At 61.3% G+C, this 18,031-nt stretch carries 17 protein-coding genes; 5 read left to right on the top strand and 12 right to left on the bottom strand.

The window, feature by feature from the left end:
- Positions 1-146: 146 nt before the first annotated feature.
- The 3 genes from AC1D0N_RS02770 to AC1D0N_RS02780 all read left to right on the top strand — a co-directional run bounded on the left by AC1D0N_RS02770 (position 147) and on the right by AC1D0N_RS02780 (position 2,889).
- Positions 147-632, top strand: a complete 486-nt coding sequence (locus AC1D0N_RS02770; RefSeq protein ID WP_477241144.1) for a hypothetical protein — start codon at positions 147-149, stop codon at positions 630-632.
- A 192-nt stretch (positions 633-824) separates the two neighbouring features.
- Positions 825-2,264: an aldehyde dehydrogenase family protein gene (locus tag AC1D0N_RS02775; RefSeq protein WP_477241146.1), complete on the top strand. Its 1,440-nt coding sequence runs from the start codon at positions 825-827 to the stop codon at positions 2,262-2,264.
- A gap of 40 nt (positions 2,265-2,304) precedes the next feature.
- Positions 2,305-2,889, top strand: coding sequence for a DUF1349 domain-containing protein (locus AC1D0N_RS02780; protein ID WP_477241148.1), 585 nt, complete (start codon positions 2,305-2,307; stop codon positions 2,887-2,889).
- Here AC1D0N_RS02780 and AC1D0N_RS02785 read toward each other — a convergent pair.
- From AC1D0N_RS02785 to AC1D0N_RS02795, 3 genes are all read right to left on the bottom strand, one after another.
- The gene (locus AC1D0N_RS02785) at positions 2,880-4,190 is read right to left on the bottom strand and encodes a glucoamylase family protein (protein WP_477241150.1); all 1,311 of its coding nucleotides are present in this window, start codon (positions 4,188-4,190) and stop codon (positions 2,880-2,882) included. The genes AC1D0N_RS02780 and AC1D0N_RS02785 overlap by 10 nt on opposite strands.
- Positions 4,191-4,271: 81 nt before the next feature.
- Positions 4,272-5,018 carry an SDR family NAD(P)-dependent oxidoreductase gene (locus tag AC1D0N_RS02790; protein ID WP_477241152.1) on the bottom strand — a complete coding sequence of 249 codons (747 nt, stop codon included), beginning with the start codon at positions 5,016-5,018 and terminating at the stop codon, positions 4,272-4,274.
- Between the two features lie 185 nt (positions 5,019-5,203).
- Positions 5,204-6,127: a TIR domain-containing protein gene (locus AC1D0N_RS02795; RefSeq protein ID WP_477241154.1), complete on the bottom strand. Its 924-nt coding sequence runs from the start codon at positions 6,125-6,127 to the stop codon at positions 5,204-5,206.
- 305 nt (positions 6,128-6,432) lie between these two features.
- On the opposite strand from AC1D0N_RS02795, the gene AC1D0N_RS02800 reads away from it, so the two are divergent.
- Positions 6,433-7,710 (top strand): O-antigen ligase family protein, encoded by a 1,278-nt coding sequence (locus AC1D0N_RS02800; RefSeq protein WP_477241156.1) that lies wholly within the window; start codon positions 6,433-6,435, stop codon positions 7,708-7,710.
- 19 nt (positions 7,711-7,729) lie between these two features.
- On the opposite strand, the gene AC1D0N_RS02805 is transcribed toward AC1D0N_RS02800, so the two are convergent.
- The 3 genes from AC1D0N_RS02805 to AC1D0N_RS02815 form a co-directional block, all read right to left on the bottom strand.
- Complete coding sequence (locus AC1D0N_RS02805) at positions 7,730-8,818, bottom strand: acyltransferase family protein (RefSeq protein ID WP_477241158.1); 1,089 nt, start codon at positions 8,816-8,818, stop codon at positions 7,730-7,732.
- Between the two features lie 124 nt (positions 8,819-8,942).
- Positions 8,943-10,220 carry a polysaccharide biosynthesis/export family protein gene (locus AC1D0N_RS02810; RefSeq protein ID WP_477241160.1) on the bottom strand — a complete coding sequence of 426 codons (1,278 nt, stop codon included), beginning with the start codon at positions 10,218-10,220 and terminating at the stop codon, positions 8,943-8,945.
- Positions 10,221-10,306: 86 nt separating this feature from the next.
- Positions 10,307-10,984 (bottom strand): sugar transferase, encoded by a 678-nt coding sequence (locus AC1D0N_RS02815; RefSeq protein WP_477241162.1) that lies wholly within the window; start codon positions 10,982-10,984, stop codon positions 10,307-10,309.
- 534 nt (positions 10,985-11,518) lie between these two features.
- Between AC1D0N_RS02815 and AC1D0N_RS02820 the strand changes: the two genes are divergently transcribed.
- Complete coding sequence (locus AC1D0N_RS02820) at positions 11,519-11,866, top strand: exopolysaccharide production repressor protein (RefSeq protein WP_477241164.1); 348 nt, start codon at positions 11,519-11,521, stop codon at positions 11,864-11,866.
- Between the two features lie 26 nt (positions 11,867-11,892).
- On the opposite strand, the gene AC1D0N_RS02825 is transcribed toward AC1D0N_RS02820, so the two are convergent.
- From AC1D0N_RS02825 to AC1D0N_RS02850, 6 genes are all read right to left on the bottom strand, one after another.
- Positions 11,893-13,737 carry an ABC transporter ATP-binding protein gene (locus AC1D0N_RS02825; RefSeq protein ID WP_477241166.1) on the bottom strand — a complete coding sequence of 615 codons (1,845 nt, stop codon included), beginning with the start codon at positions 13,735-13,737 and terminating at the stop codon, positions 11,893-11,895.
- 7 nt (positions 13,738-13,744) lie between these two features.
- On the bottom strand, positions 13,745-14,728 hold the full coding sequence (locus AC1D0N_RS02830; RefSeq protein WP_477241168.1) for a phosphoenolpyruvate carboxykinase (ATP): 984 nt from the start codon (positions 14,726-14,728) through the stop codon (positions 13,745-13,747).
- Positions 14,725-16,641, bottom strand: coding sequence for a lasso peptide isopeptide bond-forming cyclase (locus AC1D0N_RS02835; RefSeq protein ID WP_477241170.1), 1,917 nt, complete (start codon positions 16,639-16,641; stop codon positions 14,725-14,727). The genes AC1D0N_RS02830 and AC1D0N_RS02835 overlap by 4 nt, the downstream gene beginning before the upstream one ends.
- Before the next feature lie 3 nt (positions 16,642-16,644).
- Entirely contained in the window at positions 16,645-17,061 is a 417-nt protein-coding gene (locus tag AC1D0N_RS02840) for a lasso peptide biosynthesis B2 protein (protein ID WP_477241172.1), read from the bottom strand.
- Positions 17,045-17,344, bottom strand: a complete 300-nt coding sequence (locus AC1D0N_RS02845; RefSeq protein WP_477241174.1) for a PqqD family protein — start codon at positions 17,342-17,344, stop codon at positions 17,045-17,047. The genes AC1D0N_RS02840 and AC1D0N_RS02845 overlap by 17 nt, the downstream gene beginning before the upstream one ends.
- Positions 17,345-17,475: 131 nt before the next feature.
- Positions 17,476-17,628, bottom strand: a complete 153-nt coding sequence (locus AC1D0N_RS02850) for a lasso peptide (RefSeq protein ID WP_477241176.1) — start codon at positions 17,626-17,628, stop codon at positions 17,476-17,478.
- Between the last annotated feature and the right edge of the window lie 403 nt (positions 17,629-18,031).

The following is an 18,031-nucleotide window of genomic DNA, read 5'->3' on the forward strand; positions in this document are numbered from 1 at the left end:
CATTGGTCATGGCGCCCCAACCTCATCGCCCATGCATGGCGCCTTTGAACTTGTCGAGAGGTAACCGGGGTCGCTCTTTTCCAGAGCGGGCGAAGCTGTCGTGGGCTAAAAACGTCCTTGTTTGATTCGTCTCTTCAGGGAACGGCATGAGCAAGGCCCTCACTTCATTCGCATTGGTTGCCGTGCTGACGGCTTTGCTCATGGCGCTGAGCCTGGCTGTCGCCAGGCATGGCTATCCCTATGGCGTGACCGGCGTGAAACGCCTGGATGGCATCGCCGATGCCGGGTCGTTCATCCCGCTCGCCGCCGTCTACTTTTTCAGCGCCATGCTGATGATGATCCTGCCCATTCGAGCCGCCGGTGTCGTCCTGACCAATGCCGCGGACGTGATCTTCTGGGCGACGATCGCCCTGTTCGCCACCATTGTCGGCTGCCTTGTCACCAGATGGGCTTTCGGTCAGAGCGGCGCCCTGTGGGCACTGCTGAACTGGCGGTTCCTGTTCGTCGCCGCCATCGTCGGGTGCCATTTCATCATGAATGAGCTGCGGCGCAATATCCTGCTCAGAAGCCTGTTCCTTGTTGTCTTTGCCGTCGCGACGCTGGCCTGCCTGTTCTGGTCCTTTGCGGGCTGACGGGAACCGATCTCGTTCCGGCCATCTTGCCAGGGTGACACGCAGGCTTTCGCCGGCGCGCGGCATCGGCTATTCGATTTGAAACGTCATCACACTATCGCTATTTGTCTGATAAATGACTTGGGCGACAGATGGCTCGGTGATAGATGACCCCGGCAGACGGCGCCACCAGCGAACCTACAAGGAAAGACGATGACCCTGTTTCGTAAAAATCTGATCGACGGCGAGTGGGTGGGCGAGGCCGGCTCCCGCAACATCAACCCTTCGGACACAGGCGACGTGGTTGGCGAATATGCCTCGGCCGGCGTCGAACAGGCCCTGCAAGCCATTGCCGCGGCGAAAGCCGCCTTTCCGGCCTGGTCGCGCTCGGCGCCCCTGGTGCGCCATGCGGTGCTGAAGAAGGCGTCGGACGAGATCATGGCGCGCAAGGATGAAATCGGCCGGTCTTTGGCGCGCGAGGAAGGCAAGACGCTGGTCGAGGGCATCGGTGAGACCATTCGCGCCGCCCAGCTCTTCGATTTCTTCGCCGGCGAGACGTTGCGCCTGGCGGGCGAACTGGTCCCCAGCGTGCGGCCGGGCGTCGGGGTCGAGATCACCCGCGAAGCCGTCGGCGTGGTTGGCATCATCACGCCGTGGAATTTCCCGATCGCCATTCCGGCGTGGAAGATTGCGCCGGCGCTCGCTTACGGCAACACCATCGTCTTCAAGCCGGCCGAACTGGTTCCGGAAAGCGCCTGGACCATCGTCGACATCCTGCATCGCGCCGGCCTGCCCAAGGGCGTTCTCAACCTTGTCATGGGCAAGGGTTCGGTGGTCGGCCAGGCCATGCTCGACAGCCCCGACCTCAACGCCATCACCTTCACCGGCTCGGTCGGCACGGGAAAACGCGTCGCAGCGGCAAGCGTCGAGCATATGCGCAAGTTCCAGCTCGAAATGGGCGGCAAGAACCCGCTCGTCGTTCTCGATGACGCCGACTTGGCCGTCGCCGTCGACTGCGCCGTCAACGGCGCCTATTTCTCGACCGGCCAGCGTTGCACCGCGTCGTCCCGCCTGGTCGTAACGGACGGAATCCACGACCGCTTCGTCGTGGCTCTGAAGGATCGCATGAGCAAGCTGGTCGTCGGCGATGCGCTCGATGCGAAAACCCATATCGGCCCGGTCGTCGACGGCAGCCAGCTGAAGCAGGACGAGGATTACATCGCCATCGGCAGCAAGGAGGGCGGCAACCTCGCCTTCGGCGGCGAGCGGCTCGACCGCGAAACGCCCGGTTTCTATCTCCAGCCGACGCTCTTCACCGAAACCACCAACGCCATGCGCATTTCGCGCGAAGAGATTTTCGGGCCGGTCGCCAACGTCATCCGCGTCAAGGACTATGACGAAGCGCTGGCGGTGGCCAACGACACGCCGTTCGGCCTGACGTCCGGAATCTGCACCTCGAGCCTCAAGCACGCCACGCATTTCAAGCGGAATTCGGAAGCCGGCATGGTGATGGTCAATCTGCCGACGGCAGGCGTCGATTTCCATGTTCCCTTCGGCGGCCGCAAGGGGTCGAGCTACGGTCCGCGCGAACAGGGTCGCTACGCGGTGGAATTCTACACCACGGTGAAGACCGCTTACACATTTGCCGGCTGATCAATCCGGCGGCAGGACGGACCAGGCAGGCAAGCAACGGATGACATCATCTCACCATGCGAACCTGACCTGGCTCAACCCGCCGCCGCATCACGCTTTCGGCGACAACGCGGTCCATGTGCGCACCGGCAAGGAAACCGACTTCTGGCGCGAAACCTTCTACGGCTTCTGGCGCGACAATGGCCACTTCCTCTATCAGTCGGTCGAGGGCGATTTCAGCGCCGAAGTCACGGTTAAGGGGCGCTATGAGGTGCTCTACGACCAGGCCGGGCTGATGGTCCGGCTGAGCGAAACGCACTGGATCAAGGCCGGCATCGAATACACCGACGGGCAGGCGTATTTCTCTGTCGTCGTCACCAACGATACCTCCGACTGGTCGCTGGTCAGCATTGCGGCCGATCCGAACGGCGTCAGGATCCGTCTGACCCGCCATGCCGAAACCATCCGTGTCCAGTATCTGGATGCGGCCGACGGCCATTGGAAGCCGGTGCGGCTTGCATATTTCCCGCCCTCGAAGTCGGCCGATGTCGGCATGATGTGCTGTTCGCCGCAACGCGAGGGCTTCGAGGTCACTTTCACGGATTTTTCGGTCGGCCCGGCAATCCCCAGGGATCTTCATGACTGAGGAGCGCGCGCCGGCTGCGACAGCCAGCCGCCTGTGAAGCCCGCCCTGCTGAGGCCAAGACGAATGGGCGGACTTGACCGCATCAGCTCCCAGATCAGGCGCGAGCGGTGGTTTTCGATCATCAGCACGACGATGCCCTGGTCCAGGCCGTAGTGCCCTTCCGATATCCAGCCGCTCGGCCCAAAATTTCGCCGGTTCGCCAGCGTCGGGTTGAAGCCGCTCGGCACCCTGAAATTGTCGATCATTTGGGGGTAGCGCTCTTGCAGCTGCCGCAATGCCGGCAGGCAGATCTCGGGGGCGAAGGGCAGCGATGCCAGACAGGACCACGGCGCGATCGTCCCGTCATCCGGGCCGAAGGGGGCGCCGCGCGCCGCATAGCTGAAAAACTTGCGCGGCTGCCGCGCGATCTGGGCGCGGAAATTGCCGGGTCCGTCGCCGGCTGAAAGGCCCCACAATCCTTCACCGTAACCGTCATAGCCAAGCGGGTTTTGCCGGGCATAGTCGCGATGGATGTAGGTCGAACGACGGCTATTCTCGAAATAGTCGGAGTTCTTCTCGCGCATGAACGCATCCCGGATGCCGGCGAAGTCGATCCAGGCATGCGAGAATTGATGCATGAACAGCGGTCCGCCATAGAGCACGTCGTAGCCGTAGATGGTTTCCCACTGATAGGTCGACGTCCACGCGGCATAGCTGTCGTCCGAGGCCGGTTTGTCCGGCGAAGCCATCGCCAGCACGTAGAGGATCGTCGCTTCGTTGTAGCCTTCCCAGTCGGAATACAGAAAGCCGCTCTTCGGCTTCCAGCCCTGCCGCACGGTTGGGCGGCGGCCTTGCGCCCAGCGCCAGTCGACGCCGCGGTAGAGCACGTCCGCCAAGTCGCGGATCTCGACCTCGTCTTCGCTGTCGCCTCGGAAGTAGGCGCCGGCCACCAGCACGCCGGCCATCAGCAGCGCCGTGTCGACCATCGACAATTCGCAGCGCCAGGTGCGCAGGCCGGTCTGCATGTCGAGGAAATGGTAGTAGAAACCCTTGTGGCCGGTGACGTCATCGCCATTGCCTTGCCGGCTGTTGTGGAAGAAACGCAGTGTGGCAAGCGTCAGCTTGATCGCAGCTTCGCGCGTCATCCAACCGCGCTCGACCCCGACCGGATAGCAGGACAGCGCAAAGCCGACGACCGCGATGCTTGCCGGCCAATTCGGCCGCGAGGTGTCGGCGACCAACCCGTTCTCCGGGTTCACGGTTTCCAGGAAATAGCCGAAGGCCGCGTGCTGGAAGCGGTCGAGCAGTTCTTCGTCGGACAAAGGAGGGTCAACGCCAGGCAAGCAAAGCAAACTCCGGGCGGACGGCCACAGCTCTCGGTGGCAAATCGCGCCTCACTTGCTTCAATAGGTAGCCCGGCCGCCGGAAACGTCAAACACCGCTGCGGTGGTGAAGGAACATTCCTCGGAAGCGATCCATGCGATCAGTGCTGCCACCTCCTCGACCTCGCCAAACCGCGCCATCGGTATTTTCGACAGCATGAAATCGATGTGCTGCTGGCTCATCTGGTTGAAGATCGCCGTGCGCACCGCCGCCGGCGTGACGCAGTTCACCGTCACCTTGGTCCTGGCCAGCTCCTTGCCCAGCGACTTGGTCATGCCGATCACCGCCGCCTTCGACGTGCTGTAGGCCGAGGCGTTGGGGTTGCCCTCCTTGCCGGCAATCGACGCGATGTTGACGATCCGGCCGTAATTGCGTTCGAGCATATGCGGCACCAGTGCCTTGTTGCAAAAGAAGACGCCATTGATGTTGATGTCGATGACCCGGCGCCAGTCGTCGATGGAATACTCCCAGGTGGTCATGTTCGGTCCGGTGATGGCGGCACTGGTGACGAGGATATCGACCGCGCCAAGCCCCTGGATCGCGCGTTTCGCGGCGTCTTCAACCGCGACTGGATCGGAAACGTCGATGGTCACGCCCTGCAAATCCGCGACAACAGCCTTGGCATGTTCGATCTGGGCGGGGTCGCGATCCCAGACACAAACACGTCCGCCCTCTTCGACAAGTCTCTGAGCCACGGCCAGGCCGATTCCGGAGGCGCCGCCAGTGATCACGGCCGAGCGTCCGGCAAACCGTCCTGCAAAACGCATGCTATCATCCTCCCGATCGGCGGCGACTGTGAAGTCACGTGCGGACAAGTTCAAGGCGGGATTGGAGCCGCCAAACGGGATACTGGTGGGCCAGCGATCGAGAGGCGCTCTTGGCGACATCTCTCCATACGGCGCTGGGTCTATGGCTCAGGCGAAGCGCCAGGGTCCCCAAACGCACGGAATTCTCAGGCGATCGATTTCCAATCGCTCAGCCGCTCGGCGATCAGCTCCACTCGCCGCTGATTGTCGCGCCCGTCCAGAATAGCCAGGTCTTCGGGATCGGCGCGCAGATAGACACCGGAGGTGCGCGCATTCAGCTCCGGGTTTGTTTCGGCTCGCGTCGTGAAGTAGCCTGATGCGCGCTCGGCGGACTCAAGCAGGATCTCCCCGGTTCCGTGCAGCTGCGGCGCATTCGCGTCCATCGGCCGCTCTCCGTTCCAGTAGTAGAAGATGCCGGGAGTCTGCTTTCTCTCTTTCGTCGCTTCGCTCCAGTATCTGGCTGATAGACTGCCGTTCTCCTGCCATGAGCGACCGGTGAGCTCCAGCGCACCGTCACGGTCTCGCGAGATCCGCAAAAGGCTCACGGCGGATGGCTCCTTGGCAGTGCGCTCCGACAGGGAAAACTGCCACCAAAGGCCCTCGATACGAGCGACGCGGCTCTCGTTCTCGATTGCTTTGCGCAGCTTCTGGTTGACCACCCTCATCTCCGCGGCAGTCGTCGCGTCGCCATACCGGACCGAGGTCAGGCCGAGGAGATCGCTTGGCAGCTTGGAGCCGTTCGCATGCAGGATAAACGTTCGGCGCATTCCGAGGACTCCGCCGAAGAGACCGGCTTCGAAGACCACATTGTCGCGTGGGGACGCCTGAGCGGAGACCGGCGCCGCCGATGCCGGCACGCTTGCGCTCGTCCAGTCGTCCTGGGCAAACAGGAAAGCGGCAAAGTCGACCTCACGCGTGAGCTCGAGGAGGCGCTCCAGGGTGGAGGTCCCGGGATTGAAGGACGTCGTCCAGGGTTCCACCTGCGCGACGTCGTCGAGCCCGCGTGTCAGCGCCTGCAGCAGCTTCTGCTGCTTTCCCGACGAGCCCAGGAAGATTCGAGGTTTATCCATCCGTTCCCTCCAGCCGGCAGCACACGCGGATCACTTTTCGCATATTGTATTCATCTCATTGATGACAGCAAACAGGATGATGGCGGACAGGTTGACACAGGCGAGCCGCATTCGCGCCATTCCTATGGTGCATGGTCCCGCCTACCGACCCGTTTGCCCGTGACACTTTTGCCGTTGAGTGACGGGGGCGATAGGTTATATTGCACTGCACAATGGATGCCTGCCGAGCGGGCATCTCGCGGATAATCGCCGATCGGCGCTTGCGCCCGATGAAAGGCTGCGTGGATGAGAAATCCGATACAGATATGAAGATTCCAAAATCCTTGCTGGTGGAACCGGAAAAGAACGCCGTCTATGGCAGCTTTGCTGTTGCCGTTTCGGTTTTTGCCTTCGCCTATTCCACCAATTTCGGCCAGATCCTGATCCTGGCCTACTATGCGGTCTGGCTGCCGCTCATCCTTGTGGATTACCGGCGGTTTTTGCGCCATCTCTCCGACGCCTGGCTGCCGCTGACTTTCGCGGCCTACATCTGCTTCTCGGTCTTCTGGTCGCATGCGCCAGGCATCACCGCGCGAGCGGGACTTCAGTACTTCTCGCATATCCTGTGCGCCTACATCGCCGCGCGCACGGTCAGCGTCCGAACATTGGTGGTGGGCTCGCTAATCGGGATTTTTGTCGTCCTGCTCTATTCGCTCAAAGTCGGGAACTACGCCGAGGACGTTCTCGACGGAACCTTCAATTTCGTCGGTGCTTTCGGCTCCAAGAACCAGGTCGGCTTCTTCTCGTCGCTCGGCATCTATCTCTGTTTCGTTTTCGTCGTCTTTTACCGGCGTGGCTGGCCAAGCCTGGTCTGGACGGCGCCGATAGGCCTGCTGTCGGTCTATATGCTCGCCATTGCGCATTCCGCCACCTCGGTGGCGTCGCTGCCGGCAGCGCTGGCGGTCGTCATCTTGCTCTCCATGAGCAAGGTGCTGTCGCGCCGCTACCGACGGGTGCTGTTCGCGGTCGGTACCTGCACGCTGGTCGGGGCAGTCTTTGCCGCCCTGAACCTTGGTCTGCTGGATTTCGTGCTCGGCATCTTCGGCAAGGATTCGACGCTCACCGGGCGAACCTATCTCTGGGAGCAGGGCTGGCAAGCCGCCCAGCAATTCCCCATCCTCGGCTATGGCTATGCTGCCTATTGGGTGCAGGGCTTCGCCGAGGCGGAACGGTTGTGGGCCGAGTTCTACATCTCGACCCGCACCGGCTTCCACTTCCACAACACCTATATCGAGACGCTGGTCGAACTCGGTTTTGTCGGCGTGACGCTGATCGCTCTGGTCATCCTGCGGTCCTTCTATGGACACGTGTCGTCCGTAATCTTTCGCGACTGGCGGGCTGATTCAGTGGTCCTTGCCGGAGCGGCGGGCTTGATGCTGCTCCGCTCCTTCTTCGAGGTCGAAATCCTCGGCCCCTATTTCACCGCGTCATTCGTCGTCTACTACAGCCTGTTCAAGTTGCGCGAAGTGCCGGCGGTGCTGCCGCAACGGTCCTGGATTGCCATCCAGGAAGCGAAACCGAAAATGGCTGAACGCACGCAATGAGATAGGGACGGGGCAGCGCTCAGGCGATGGCGCGCGAGCGCAGCATCTGCCGCTGCAGGAACCGCCGCACCGGTTCGTCATAGAGGCGCGTAGCGATGTCGCCGATGGCGATCACGGCCAGGGCCATGACGATGCCGAACCACGGGTGGTTCGCGAACGGATCGATGGACACGGCCTTGCCGGCGCCCGCGATGATCATCAGCAGCGGCGTGTGAATGATATAGATCGGATAGGAGATCCGCCCGAGCCAGCTGTAGAGCTTTGCGGCGCGCGGATGGGTTGGTGCCAGCGCTCCAACCACGACCATGATCGGAAACAAGATCACCACGCAGGCCAGATCATAGACCGGGCGCAAGGCGCCATGCGGCGCGATGGCAAAGATCACCAGCGTCAGCGCAAGCGCGATCTCGGCGAAGTAGCCGGTTTGCAGGAAGCCCAGCCTGCCCTGATAGCGTCCGATCGATCGGCACAAAAGCACGCCGAGAAAGAACGAGAAACACACGCGCGGCAGGCCGCTGATGATGGTCTGTCCGGTCATGCCGAAGTCGAGCGTGCCGGCCACGGCCGCCGCCACGACCAGCAATGCGAGGCTGCCGGCGATGAGCGCTGTCAGCAGCCTTTTCGGCAGCACGAAGAACAGCAGGAAATAGGCGATGTTGACGATGAACTCGAAGAACAGCGACCAGGAGGCGGGGTTGAGCGGGAAGATCGTGTGATAGGCGCTGCCGACAAGCGGAATGAAAAACATGCCCGTCGTCAGCATGACGGCGATGTCCGAAAGCGGCAGGTACTCAGCAGGGATCAGCCGGTTCTTGATCAGCAGATAGAAAAAGCCCAGCAGCGTACCAGCAAGGTAAAGCGGATAGAGACGGATCAGCCGGATCAGCAGGAAAGTGCCGAACCCCATCCCGGTTTCGATCTTCCGGTCATAGGCGTGAGCGATGACAAACCCGCTCAGCAGAAAGAACAGATCGACCGCGAGATAGCTCGAGGGCAGCACCTTGCCGTCGGTGATGAACGGCGAGAAATGATAGAGCATCACGCTGATCGCCGCCACGCCGCGCAGCGCGTCGAGATTGAGGTACACGTGGCGGGGTGCCGGCTGCATTCTATGCCTTCATCAGCGGATCGCTGCGCGAGGACTACAGCTGGTCTCCTGCGCCCGGGCTGGGCGGCACTCGATGCTGCCTTCTCAATTCCTGCCGGCCGGCGTCGATGACGCCGGGCGTTGCCTACTGGCTGGCCGTCGGCGCCAGCTTGACCTTGATCACGTCGCCCGGCAGCACTGGCGTGTCCTCCTTGGCGGCGATCTCGCTCGTCTTGCCGTCGACAACGCGTACTAGCGAATAGAGGAAGGCCGGTTCTGCGCCGCTCGTGATGGCAGCCGTCGTTGCCGGATCCGATGCCGCCGCCATCAGGCTTTTTTGCATGCCCACCCTCAACGTGGCTTCGTTCAGATCCGTCTCGGTCTGCTGGCGGTCGGCGGCGAGGCTCGAACTCTGGGTGTTCTGCGCATCGATGGCATCCTGCGTCGCCTTGCTGATCGACTGCTTGGCGGTAAGGATGGCCGTTTCATAGTCCAGGACCTGGCCCTGAAGATTGGCGATCGATTGCTCCGAAGTCAGCACGCGCGTGTTGACGATCAAGCCCTTCTGCGCCAGCGGGCCGATGCTGTCGAGTTGCTGCTTGGCCAGGTCGACCTGTCGCTGCTGATTGACGATCTTCTTTTGCAGCGATTCGATTTCGGCCTGCAAAACGCCCTTCAGCTCATCGAGCGCCTGCAACTTCAGCTTCAGCTTGTTCTGGTCGGACTTCAGAATCGCCATTTCATCGGCGACGATAGCCGGCAGTCGCGGATCGTCTGCGACCTCCTTCGGCGGATCGAAGCTCAATTTGCCAGCAATGTCGGCATCGATACGCGCCCGCCTGACAAGCAGGCGAACCTGCTGGTCCTCGTAAATGTCGTAATTGCCCTTGGCGGTGACCAGGTCTTTGCCGATCTGGGGGCCGTAATCTGCATTGCGCCTTATGCCGCCGGCAACGCTGATCGCCTTGAGCACGGTCAGCTCGGGCACGTAGGGAAACTGGCCGGGTGACTGCACCTCGCCTGAAATGTAGAACGGCCGGAACTGCACCATTTCCACCGACGCTTCGGGCTTGTCCGAAAGCGCCAGCTTACGTTGCAATGCCTGGCTGATCGCGGCGGCGATCTCCGAAGTGGTCTTGCCGGCTGCCGGCAGCTCGCCCACGAACGGCACCGACAAGGTTCCGGCGGGGCCGACCGAATATTCACCGTTTACGGCCGCCCAATCGCGGAACGTGCCCTCGACCGTCTGCCATTCGGCGACACGGATATTGAGCTTGTCCTGCGAGCCGAGACGATACTCATCTGCTGCGGCCATCTGCGGGAAGGCGAGGGACAAAGCGAGGCAGGCGGCCGTGAGGCGGGCCGGCACCAAACGACCGGCAGAACTGCCGGTGCGAAAGAGGTCAAGAATATCTGTTTTCAACTGAACGTTTCCGATCCGCTTTGGCCCCATCGCCCGATGAGCTTGCTGTCGGCATCGCCACGCCGGAATGGGCGACTGCCGCCCGGTCAGTAGGATCCGCGCGACATCCACACGGCAGGCACGGTCTTGATGATGATGCGAACATCCTCGAACAACGACCAGTTCTCGACATAGTGGCGGTCGAACGCGACGCGGCTGTCATAGGAAACGTCGTTGCGTCCGCTGACCTGCCAAAGCCCGGTCAGGCCGGGGCGCGACTTCAAATAGTAGACCGCGGCACTGCCATAGATCTCAAGCTCGTCGCGCACCACGGGACGAGGTCCGACAAGGCTCATATCGCCCTGCAGGATGTTGATGATCTGCGGCAGTTCATCGAGGCTGAGCTTGCGCAGAACGGCTCCGACACGGGTGACGCGCGGGTCGTTCTTCAGCTTGCGGGTCGCCGTCCATTCCGCATTGGCGTCGGGATTGGCCGCAAGATAGGCGGCCAGCACCCTTTCGCCGTCCGGAACCATGGTGCGGAACTTGAGGCACGGGAAGATACGTCCTCCCCTGCCGATCCGCTTATGACCGTAGAAAATCGAGCCGCCGTCGGACAGCTTGACCAGAAGCGCAACCATCACAAACAGCGGGCTGAGCGCTACCAGGCCGACCAGTGAACCAACAATATCAAAACTGCGCTTGAGCAGACCGCCGATTGGTGGCGGAAAATCAATGCCGACCTGCGAAAAGCCCGCATTGGCCGACTTAGCGATATCCCTCATGCCGTAAACTCCATACGTTCAACGAATGGTTTACGGCAAGATATCAAAAAAATGCTGCAGCGCAACACACAATTTCCCATGCTGTTGAAATAGTCGCGTCATGAATTGACCAAATAATAAACTCGCTCTGCACAAAATTTCGCCTTTGTGGCACGTTTGTGACAAACCGTGAGCAAAATCAGGAAATCTAGTGTCTTTTTAAGGCCATCTTTGGGCAAATCGTTCTTTGGCATCGGCCAGGAAACATACATGTGCTCTATTTGAATGCGGAAAATAGGGATATTCGCATAAAATACTAATTAATATTGTGGCTTTTACTGGCGTTGGATTCATCTCCAGAGGTTGGCCATGATGCCTGCGTGTGCGCCGCAGCATGGCAGAGTCGATCTCTGAAGCCCATTCAAAATTAATTGCGTCTGGCCTTGCCGTCAGTTTCCCGCCTTAATAGAGTCGCAAATTATTTCTGTTAGAGTCTCGATAGGTTGGGAAAGGCCGGAAGCAACCGGCCGACAGCGGGCAAACTGATAAGCCCGCATGGCGAATGGGGAGATACTCGGGTGGGTAAGTCGTCGTTTTTGCATGCTCGGGCTGGTTGACGGGCCGCCGGTCATGTCACTGCCAAAATTCATCGTCGGAATGCTTTTCGCCCTCGCGATCGTGGTGGCATGGTCCTATGCCGACGGCGCGTCGCTTGCCACAACATTGATTCGCGTTGTCATCTGCGCGGTCATCATTCAGGTCGGCTACTTCCTGATGGTCTACGTCATGGTTGCCAGGAGCGCGCCGACGTCGGCCGACAAGGCCCGTGAAGCCGAAAGAAACCTGAGCGCGGACAAAGCCACCGAAGGCGAGAAATTCACCGCAAGGCGAAGCCTTCACTGATATTGCTCGAAGCCTGCGCAGCAACCTCAGGTCGCGTCGGCCGGCTCCCGCTCGGATTGCTCGCCTGAAAGCATCTGGGACAATCGGCTTCCGGCTTTTTCCTTCAGCCGCTGATACTGCCCGACCTCGACGATCCGGCCGTTTTCCATGGCCACGACCCAGTCGGCGAAGGCGATCATCGATGGCCGGTGCGCAATGGTCAGGATCGTCATCGAACCGCGCAGCCCATCGATCGACTTGGCGATCAACGACTGGTTCTGCCAGTCGAGTGCGCTGGTCGCTTCATCCAGGATGAGCAGAGACGGCTTGCGAAGCAGCGCCCGCGCCAGCGCTATACGCTGGCGTTCACCGCCCGAGAGCCGGACGCCACGGTCGCCGACCACCGTGTCCAGTTGGTGTTCGAGCCGTTCGATAAACTCCGCGGCATGCGCCGATCGAAGTGCTTTCCAAAGATCGTCATTGCTGGCTTGTGGCGCGGCAAGGCGCAGATTGGCGGCGATCGTTTCGTGCAGCAGGAACACATCCTGCGGCACATACGCCACCTGATCGCGCCAGCGCCGGCGATTGGCGGCACTGATCTCGATGCCGTCGGCAAGAATTCTGCCTTGCGTCGGCTCGAGCAGGCCAAGCAGCATGTCGGCGATCGTACTCTTGCCCGATCCCGAAGGGCCGATAAGCGCCGTCACCTTGCCGGCGGGAAGACCGAAGGTGATGTCGCTCACCACCGGCTTGCCGGTGCCGTCGCCATAGGCGAAGGAGACGTTGCGTATGTTCAAACCCTTGTCGAGCGACAGCTTTCCATTCGCCTGCGGCTCGGCATTCGCCGGCTCGCGCTCGGCGTCGAAACGCGTCTGCAAGTCGCGCATCGAGGTGTAGGCCGGCAAATTGATCAAAACTTGCTGGGCCTGCGTCTGCATGTCCATGAAACGCGGCGCAATGCGCATGAAAACCAGTAGCAGGACGACGATCTCGGCAAGCGAAAGGTGGAAGCGAACCAGCGCGATGTAGACGAACAGGCTCAGGCCCACAACGCTGGCCACCTGGAACAGGGCGGTGCCGATCGAGCTGTTGCGCACATAGTTGATATTGTCGGTCTTCATCCGTTCCAGCGTCGACTGGAGCTGCGCGAAATAGGTCGCCTCGACGTTCAGGCTCTTGGCCACCTTGATGCCGCCGATAAACTCCGAGACCGTGCGGTATTGCTCCTGGCGATTGGTCGTCAGGACCCGGCCGAATGCCGTGGCCCGGGCTCGAAACGGCCGTAGCGCAACAAACGTCAGCACGCCGATCACGATGGCGACCGATGTCATTATCGGCGAAATGAACAGCGAGACCATGAGGTAGCCGGCCAGAAGCACGGCGATCTGCACCAGCATCATCAGCGAGAAGGCCGCCGCCTGCACGCGGTCGATGTCGCCGGTCAGCGCATGGTCGAGGTCGGAACTTCGCATGCGCGCGAATATCCCCCAGCGCGCCTTGCCGATGCTCTCGAACAGGTTCATGCGCAGGCGGTTGATGAAATCGAGCAGAAGGCCGGCCATGTAAACGGATCTGAAGCGGTTGAAAGCCGCTTGCAGCGTGACCAGCCCGACGAGCATGCAAAGCACCGTCGTCAATTGCAGCGTCCCATCCGGCACCAGCCAGCGCACCATGTCGTTGTCAGGCAGCTTGATCGCGAAATTCTGATCGGGCCGCCCCACCAGATGCAGCAGAGGAACAAGAAGCAGGATCGAGATGCCTTCGGTCAGGCTTCCCAGGATCAGGAAGATCAATGCCGTCCAGGCCCTCCGCCCGCCGATCCGAGCGACTACGGAGCCGAACCCGGCGACTTCCCGCAACAGCGACAGGCGAAAGGGTGAGGATCCAGCCATGCTTGGCTCACCGCCGCCGATTGTCGGCCGCCAGATCCTTCTCGATCAGATCGACGGCTTCGCCGATGCGATCGAGGCCGGTCGGCACTTCAAGGCGACACACGCCGACATGGTCGGCCAACTGGGCGCATTGACGAAGATGCGTTGCGGCGAAGTCGCCGACCAGGGCCGGGCGGCCGAAGCGTGTCACGTAGGAAAACTTGATGATTGCCGGCAAGGCACCGAGGCCCGGCAGTGGCGATATCGCGGCCTTCTCGCCGCGCTCAAGGATATAGATCCGCGTCACCGGTATCGTGTCGCTCGAAAATCCGCCATGCAGCCGATGCTGGGTCTTGTCGATGGCAGGATGCACTTGCGGGCGCACTTCCGCCTGCCGGATCTGGATGGCGGCGGCGGCATCGGCGGCCAGTTTGAGCTGCGGAAAGCCCGGAACGATCATCGGCTCGGCGGCCAGATCGAGCGCCACGACATCGTCGGTGAGCAATCCATGCCCGGCACGGATCATCGCGCTCGCTGTCGTTGATTTGCCGGCGCCCTTGTCGCCCATGAAGATCGCGCTTTTGCCGCCGACGGCAATGGCGCTGGCGTGAAGGACGAGCAGGCCGCGCTGATGCAGCAGCAGCGCCAGCACCGGCCCCAGCAGCGGAAACGCGATCAATTGGTCGTCGATCCCCGGCGCCGGATCCACGTCGATCCGGCAGGCATCGCTGATCAGAAATGCGCCGACCGCCGGCCATGCCAGATATTGCCAGTCTGGCTCGAACCGAAAAGCGGTCCCGGCCTTGAGCGAAGGCGCTGGCAAGTCGATCGGACCCACCGCGATCACGATGTCGGCCGCAGCCGGCTCGGCCGGCTCCAGCTCGGGCAACGCCACGTCCGAACTGATCGTCAGGCCGTAGGCCTTGTAGAAGCGACGTTGTCTCACTGCTTGGCCTTGCGGATGGACCTGGTCATGTAGGTCAGCGGCGAGCAATGTGTTGCGAGGCATCATGCGGGACTCCCACCGTGCTGGAGTTGACGCAGCCAGAGCGACAGCGACGCCGAGCGCCAGACATATTGGACATCCAGCGGCGCTGCCTGGTCCGGCTGGCGCAGCAGCCGCGCATAGGCGGCGGTCACCACTGGCAGGTTGACATAGGGCGCGATGCGCCTGGCATCGGAGACGAGCACCTGCTCCAGGAGATCGCGGTGGTTGCCGAGCATGCCGTTGACGAGATTGGCGGTGAAATCGATCTTGTCGCGCCGCCACTGAACCGCAGCCGGCAACACGCCCTCCATGGCGCGGCGCAGCACATAGCGGCCAAAGCCGCGATTCAGCTTTTCCTCACCCGGCAATGCCAGGCAGAACTCGACCAGCGGCTTGTCCCAGAACGGATAGCGTGGCTCGACGCCGAAATTGGCTCCGGCCTTGTCGAGAACCTCGAACGCATGCGGCACATATCCGTTTGAAAGGATCCAGCGATGCGTCAAGGACTCGCTGGCACTGACGCTTGGCGGCATATAGCCCGCCCTGTGAAATCTTTCGACAAGGTCGGTTCGCCTGGCCAGGTCCGGATTGATCAGATCGCGCCAGCTTCCACCGCGTGGCGTAGGCGCGCGCATCCTGTTGAGGATGCGGTTTGCCGCATGTCTGAGCTTGGCGATGCGCCATGCCGGCCCGTAAATGGTCAGGAACTGGAAATACATGCCGAGCATGCCGTCGCCATAGGTGTCGGCGGCGCCGCGCATCTCCCGCCACAGCTCCATCCATTTGCCGGCATTGGCAAGTTCGTGCAGATGGCCATGGCCTTGCGAAACGACCTCGTCGCCGCCATGGCCGTCCAGCAGCACCTTGATGCCCTTCGCCCCGGCAGTCCTGTAGATGCTACGGGTCAGCGACAGGCCCGGCGCCAGGAAGGTTCCTTCCTGCTCTTCCAGGATGCGGTCGAACTCCGCGAACGGCGCGTAGTTGCCGACGGCGATCAGCGTCCCGTCGACCTTTTTCTGCTCCAGCACGGCATCGATGAAGGGACGTTCATCCATCGAGGAGCCCTTCTCGAAGATCAACGAGAAGGTGGGCAGTCGCGGCCTTCGCTCAGCGGCATTCTGCAGGCCGGCGACGCAGGCGATCGAGGAAGAATCGAGGCCGCCGCTCAGCATCGCGCCGACCGCCGAGGTTCCCCGCATCCGGTTGCGGACCGACTGTGAAAACAGATGGCGAAATTCCTCGGCGGCATCCGATCGCATCGGCCTTTGCGACGGCTCGATCTGCCAGTACCGGCGCAGCACCACCTGGCTGCCCGTGACCGTCAGACTGTGGCGGGCCGGCAAGCGGAAGATTTCGCTGTAGTGGGTGGACTGCGGATCGTCCGGAAGTCCGGCCAGAAACCCTGATATCTGATGGTCGCTGACGCGCGCACTGACCCCGTCGACGCCGAGGATCGGCCCGATCTCCGAGGCAAAGACGAAACGCCGGTCACTCGAATGATAGTAAAAGGGTTTGACCCCGAAATGATCGCGGGCGCAAAACAGCGTCTGGCGTTCGCTGTCCCAGATGGCGAAGGCGAAGTCGCCTTGCAGATGCACGGGACAGGCCTCGCCCCAGCGCAGATAGGCACGCATCAGCAATGTGGCGTCGGCAACAGAGCTGTCCCTGATGCCCAGCCTCGCCAGCAACTCGTCGCGATTGTCCAGGCGGCAGTCGGCGGTGATCACCAGTTTGCCGCCGCCCATGGTCAGTGGGCCGGGGCCGGCTTCGTCCGTCGTGTTGAGCCATGCGTGGCCAAGAGCGACGCATGGGTCGGTCCACCACGAACTGCCGTCACGAGCCCGGTGATGCATGCGTGCAAGCATCTGCTGGATGTCGGCCGCGGCTGCTGCCGGCGCGTGCCCCTGCCTGAGCAGAATTCCGGCGACGCCGCTCATCGGCTACTGACCATGGTCGACGAGATGGGCGAACCTGTCGATCGAGCCGCCGAGCACGATCTGGTCGCCGCTCATCAGCCAGGCATGCGCTTTCAGTTGCGTGCCGGTATCACGCTCGATGCCGATGCGTATTTTGGAAGCGTTGCCCTGGCGGGCAAGAAGATATTGCCCGGAAAGCGCCTGGGTGAGACAGCTGGCATAGGGGACAAGGCGAGCCGCTGCGGCCACGCCCCAGGCGACGCGCCGCAGATCGCCGATGCCGGCCGGCTGCTGCGCATCCAGCCGCGTCACCATGCGGCGAATCTGATTGTAGGAAAGCAGTGTCAGCCCCAGCCGTACTGCCGCGACCACCAGAAGGCAGCGGGCGAGAAACAGCATTTCCGAACCACTGAGGGAGAGAACCCTAGGCAAGTTCCTCATGGTGGAGCCTCGCAAGTCCTGAATCGGCCAGGCCCTTCAGCAATCCGTCGACATCGGCCTTGCAGCGCGCGGGGTCGACATTGTAGCGCGCGAGCACGGCGCTACGGATTTCAGAGATTGGCCTTGGCTCCTGGATCAGCTCCCAGATATAGGCTCCGACGCTGTTCAGGCTGTAATAGATATTGGACTTCAGGTCGAGGATCGCCAGCCCGGTGCCGAATTCGCAGGCCACGGCATCCTCGGTCGCGCTTACGCAATCGTCGTCCGATGGATTCCAGCTCATCCTAAAACCTCGTTTACAATACGCTTCGGGAGTTCCAGGGGAGGGAGAGGGCCGGGTGATCTTGTCCCCCGGCCCTCCATTATCACTCGCGTCCAGAGCCCCAACGTCGTCACTCTGAGACGAAAGTAAGTTCAAGAGAACGTGAGTTGGCTGATCGGCGTGTGCGCGGGGAATGCCGCGTCAATCGCCGTATTGCCGCCGCCGCCCTGGGTGATGGTTTCAATAGAACCATGAACCGTCAGGCTTGGCGTTTCGTACTCTTGCTTTTCAACATTCTGTTCCATGTTACTCTCCAATAAGGACTGGAAACGGCCTGTCGAGTGCCGGCAGCGCGTTCTATGCTGCATTGCAATAGCTGCATGTGCGTTGTGTATGAGTCAAGCCTGATTTACCAACGGTTAATCAATTGTTGGTTGCGCTTGCCTCCAACAGTGATCAAACCGTTGGCAGTCACATCCTAGTCTCGCCTCACAAACGAATTCAACGGCGCATCCGTGCCATCTAAATAAGCATATGATTTAATTACGATAAATGTTTCCTCCGAAAGTGACTGCTTTTTAAGCAACTCGAAATATGCGCCAAAATAGTGCAAATCCCGGCCGATTTGCGGTTGCATCTCCCAACAGCGCTCGGGATTTTGGCCGCGCTTTCCGCCCGTTTGCGAGGTTGCGCCTGTAAACGCTCTGG

It is taken from the genome of Mesorhizobium sp. P2_E10, assembly GCF_056404235.1.

What these genes read in the sequence shown, in the direction of transcription:
- AC1D0N_RS02770 (WP_477241144.1), top strand. Translation starts at nt 147, where the DNA reads ATGAGCAAGGCCCTCACTTCATTCGCATTGGTTGCCGTGCTGACGGCT.
- AC1D0N_RS02775 (WP_477241146.1), top strand. Translation starts at nt 825, where the DNA reads ATGACCCTGTTTCGTAAAAATCTGATCGACGGCGAGTGGGTGGGCGAG.
- AC1D0N_RS02780 (WP_477241148.1), top strand. Translation starts at nt 2,305, where the DNA reads ATGACATCATCTCACCATGCGAACCTGACCTGGCTCAACCCGCCGCCG.
- AC1D0N_RS02790 (WP_477241152.1), bottom strand. Translation starts at nt 5,018, where the DNA reads ATGCGTTTTGCAGGACGGTTTGCCGGACGCTCGGCCGTGATCACTGGC.
- AC1D0N_RS02795 (WP_477241154.1), bottom strand. Translation starts at nt 6,127, where the DNA reads ATGGATAAACCTCGAATCTTCCTGGGCTCGTCGGGAAAGCAGCAGAAG.
- AC1D0N_RS02800 (WP_477241156.1), top strand. Translation starts at nt 6,433, where the DNA reads ATGAAGATTCCAAAATCCTTGCTGGTGGAACCGGAAAAGAACGCCGTC.
- AC1D0N_RS02805 (WP_477241158.1), bottom strand. Translation starts at nt 8,818, where the DNA reads ATGCAGCCGGCACCCCGCCACGTGTACCTCAATCTCGACGCGCTGCGC.
- AC1D0N_RS02815 (WP_477241162.1), bottom strand. Translation starts at nt 10,984, where the DNA reads ATGAGGGATATCGCTAAGTCGGCCAATGCGGGCTTTTCGCAGGTCGGC.
- AC1D0N_RS02820 (WP_477241164.1), top strand. Translation starts at nt 11,519, where the DNA reads ATGGCGAATGGGGAGATACTCGGGTGGGTAAGTCGTCGTTTTTGCATG.
- AC1D0N_RS02825 (WP_477241166.1), bottom strand. Translation starts at nt 13,737, where the DNA reads ATGGCTGGATCCTCACCCTTTCGCCTGTCGCTGTTGCGGGAAGTCGCC.
- AC1D0N_RS02830 (WP_477241168.1), bottom strand. Translation starts at nt 14,728, where the DNA reads ATGATGCCTCGCAACACATTGCTCGCCGCTGACCTACATGACCAGGTC.
- AC1D0N_RS02835 (WP_477241170.1), bottom strand. Translation starts at nt 16,641, where the DNA reads ATGAGCGGCGTCGCCGGAATTCTGCTCAGGCAGGGGCACGCGCCGGCA.
- AC1D0N_RS02840 (WP_477241172.1), bottom strand. Translation starts at nt 17,061, where the DNA reads ATGAGGAACTTGCCTAGGGTTCTCTCCCTCAGTGGTTCGGAAATGCTG.
- AC1D0N_RS02845 (WP_477241174.1), bottom strand. Translation starts at nt 17,344, where the DNA reads ATGAGCTGGAATCCATCGGACGACGATTGCGTAAGCGCGACCGAGGAT.
- AC1D0N_RS02850 (WP_477241176.1), bottom strand. Translation starts at nt 17,628, where the DNA reads ATGGAACAGAATGTTGAAAAGCAAGAGTACGAAACGCCAAGCCTGACG.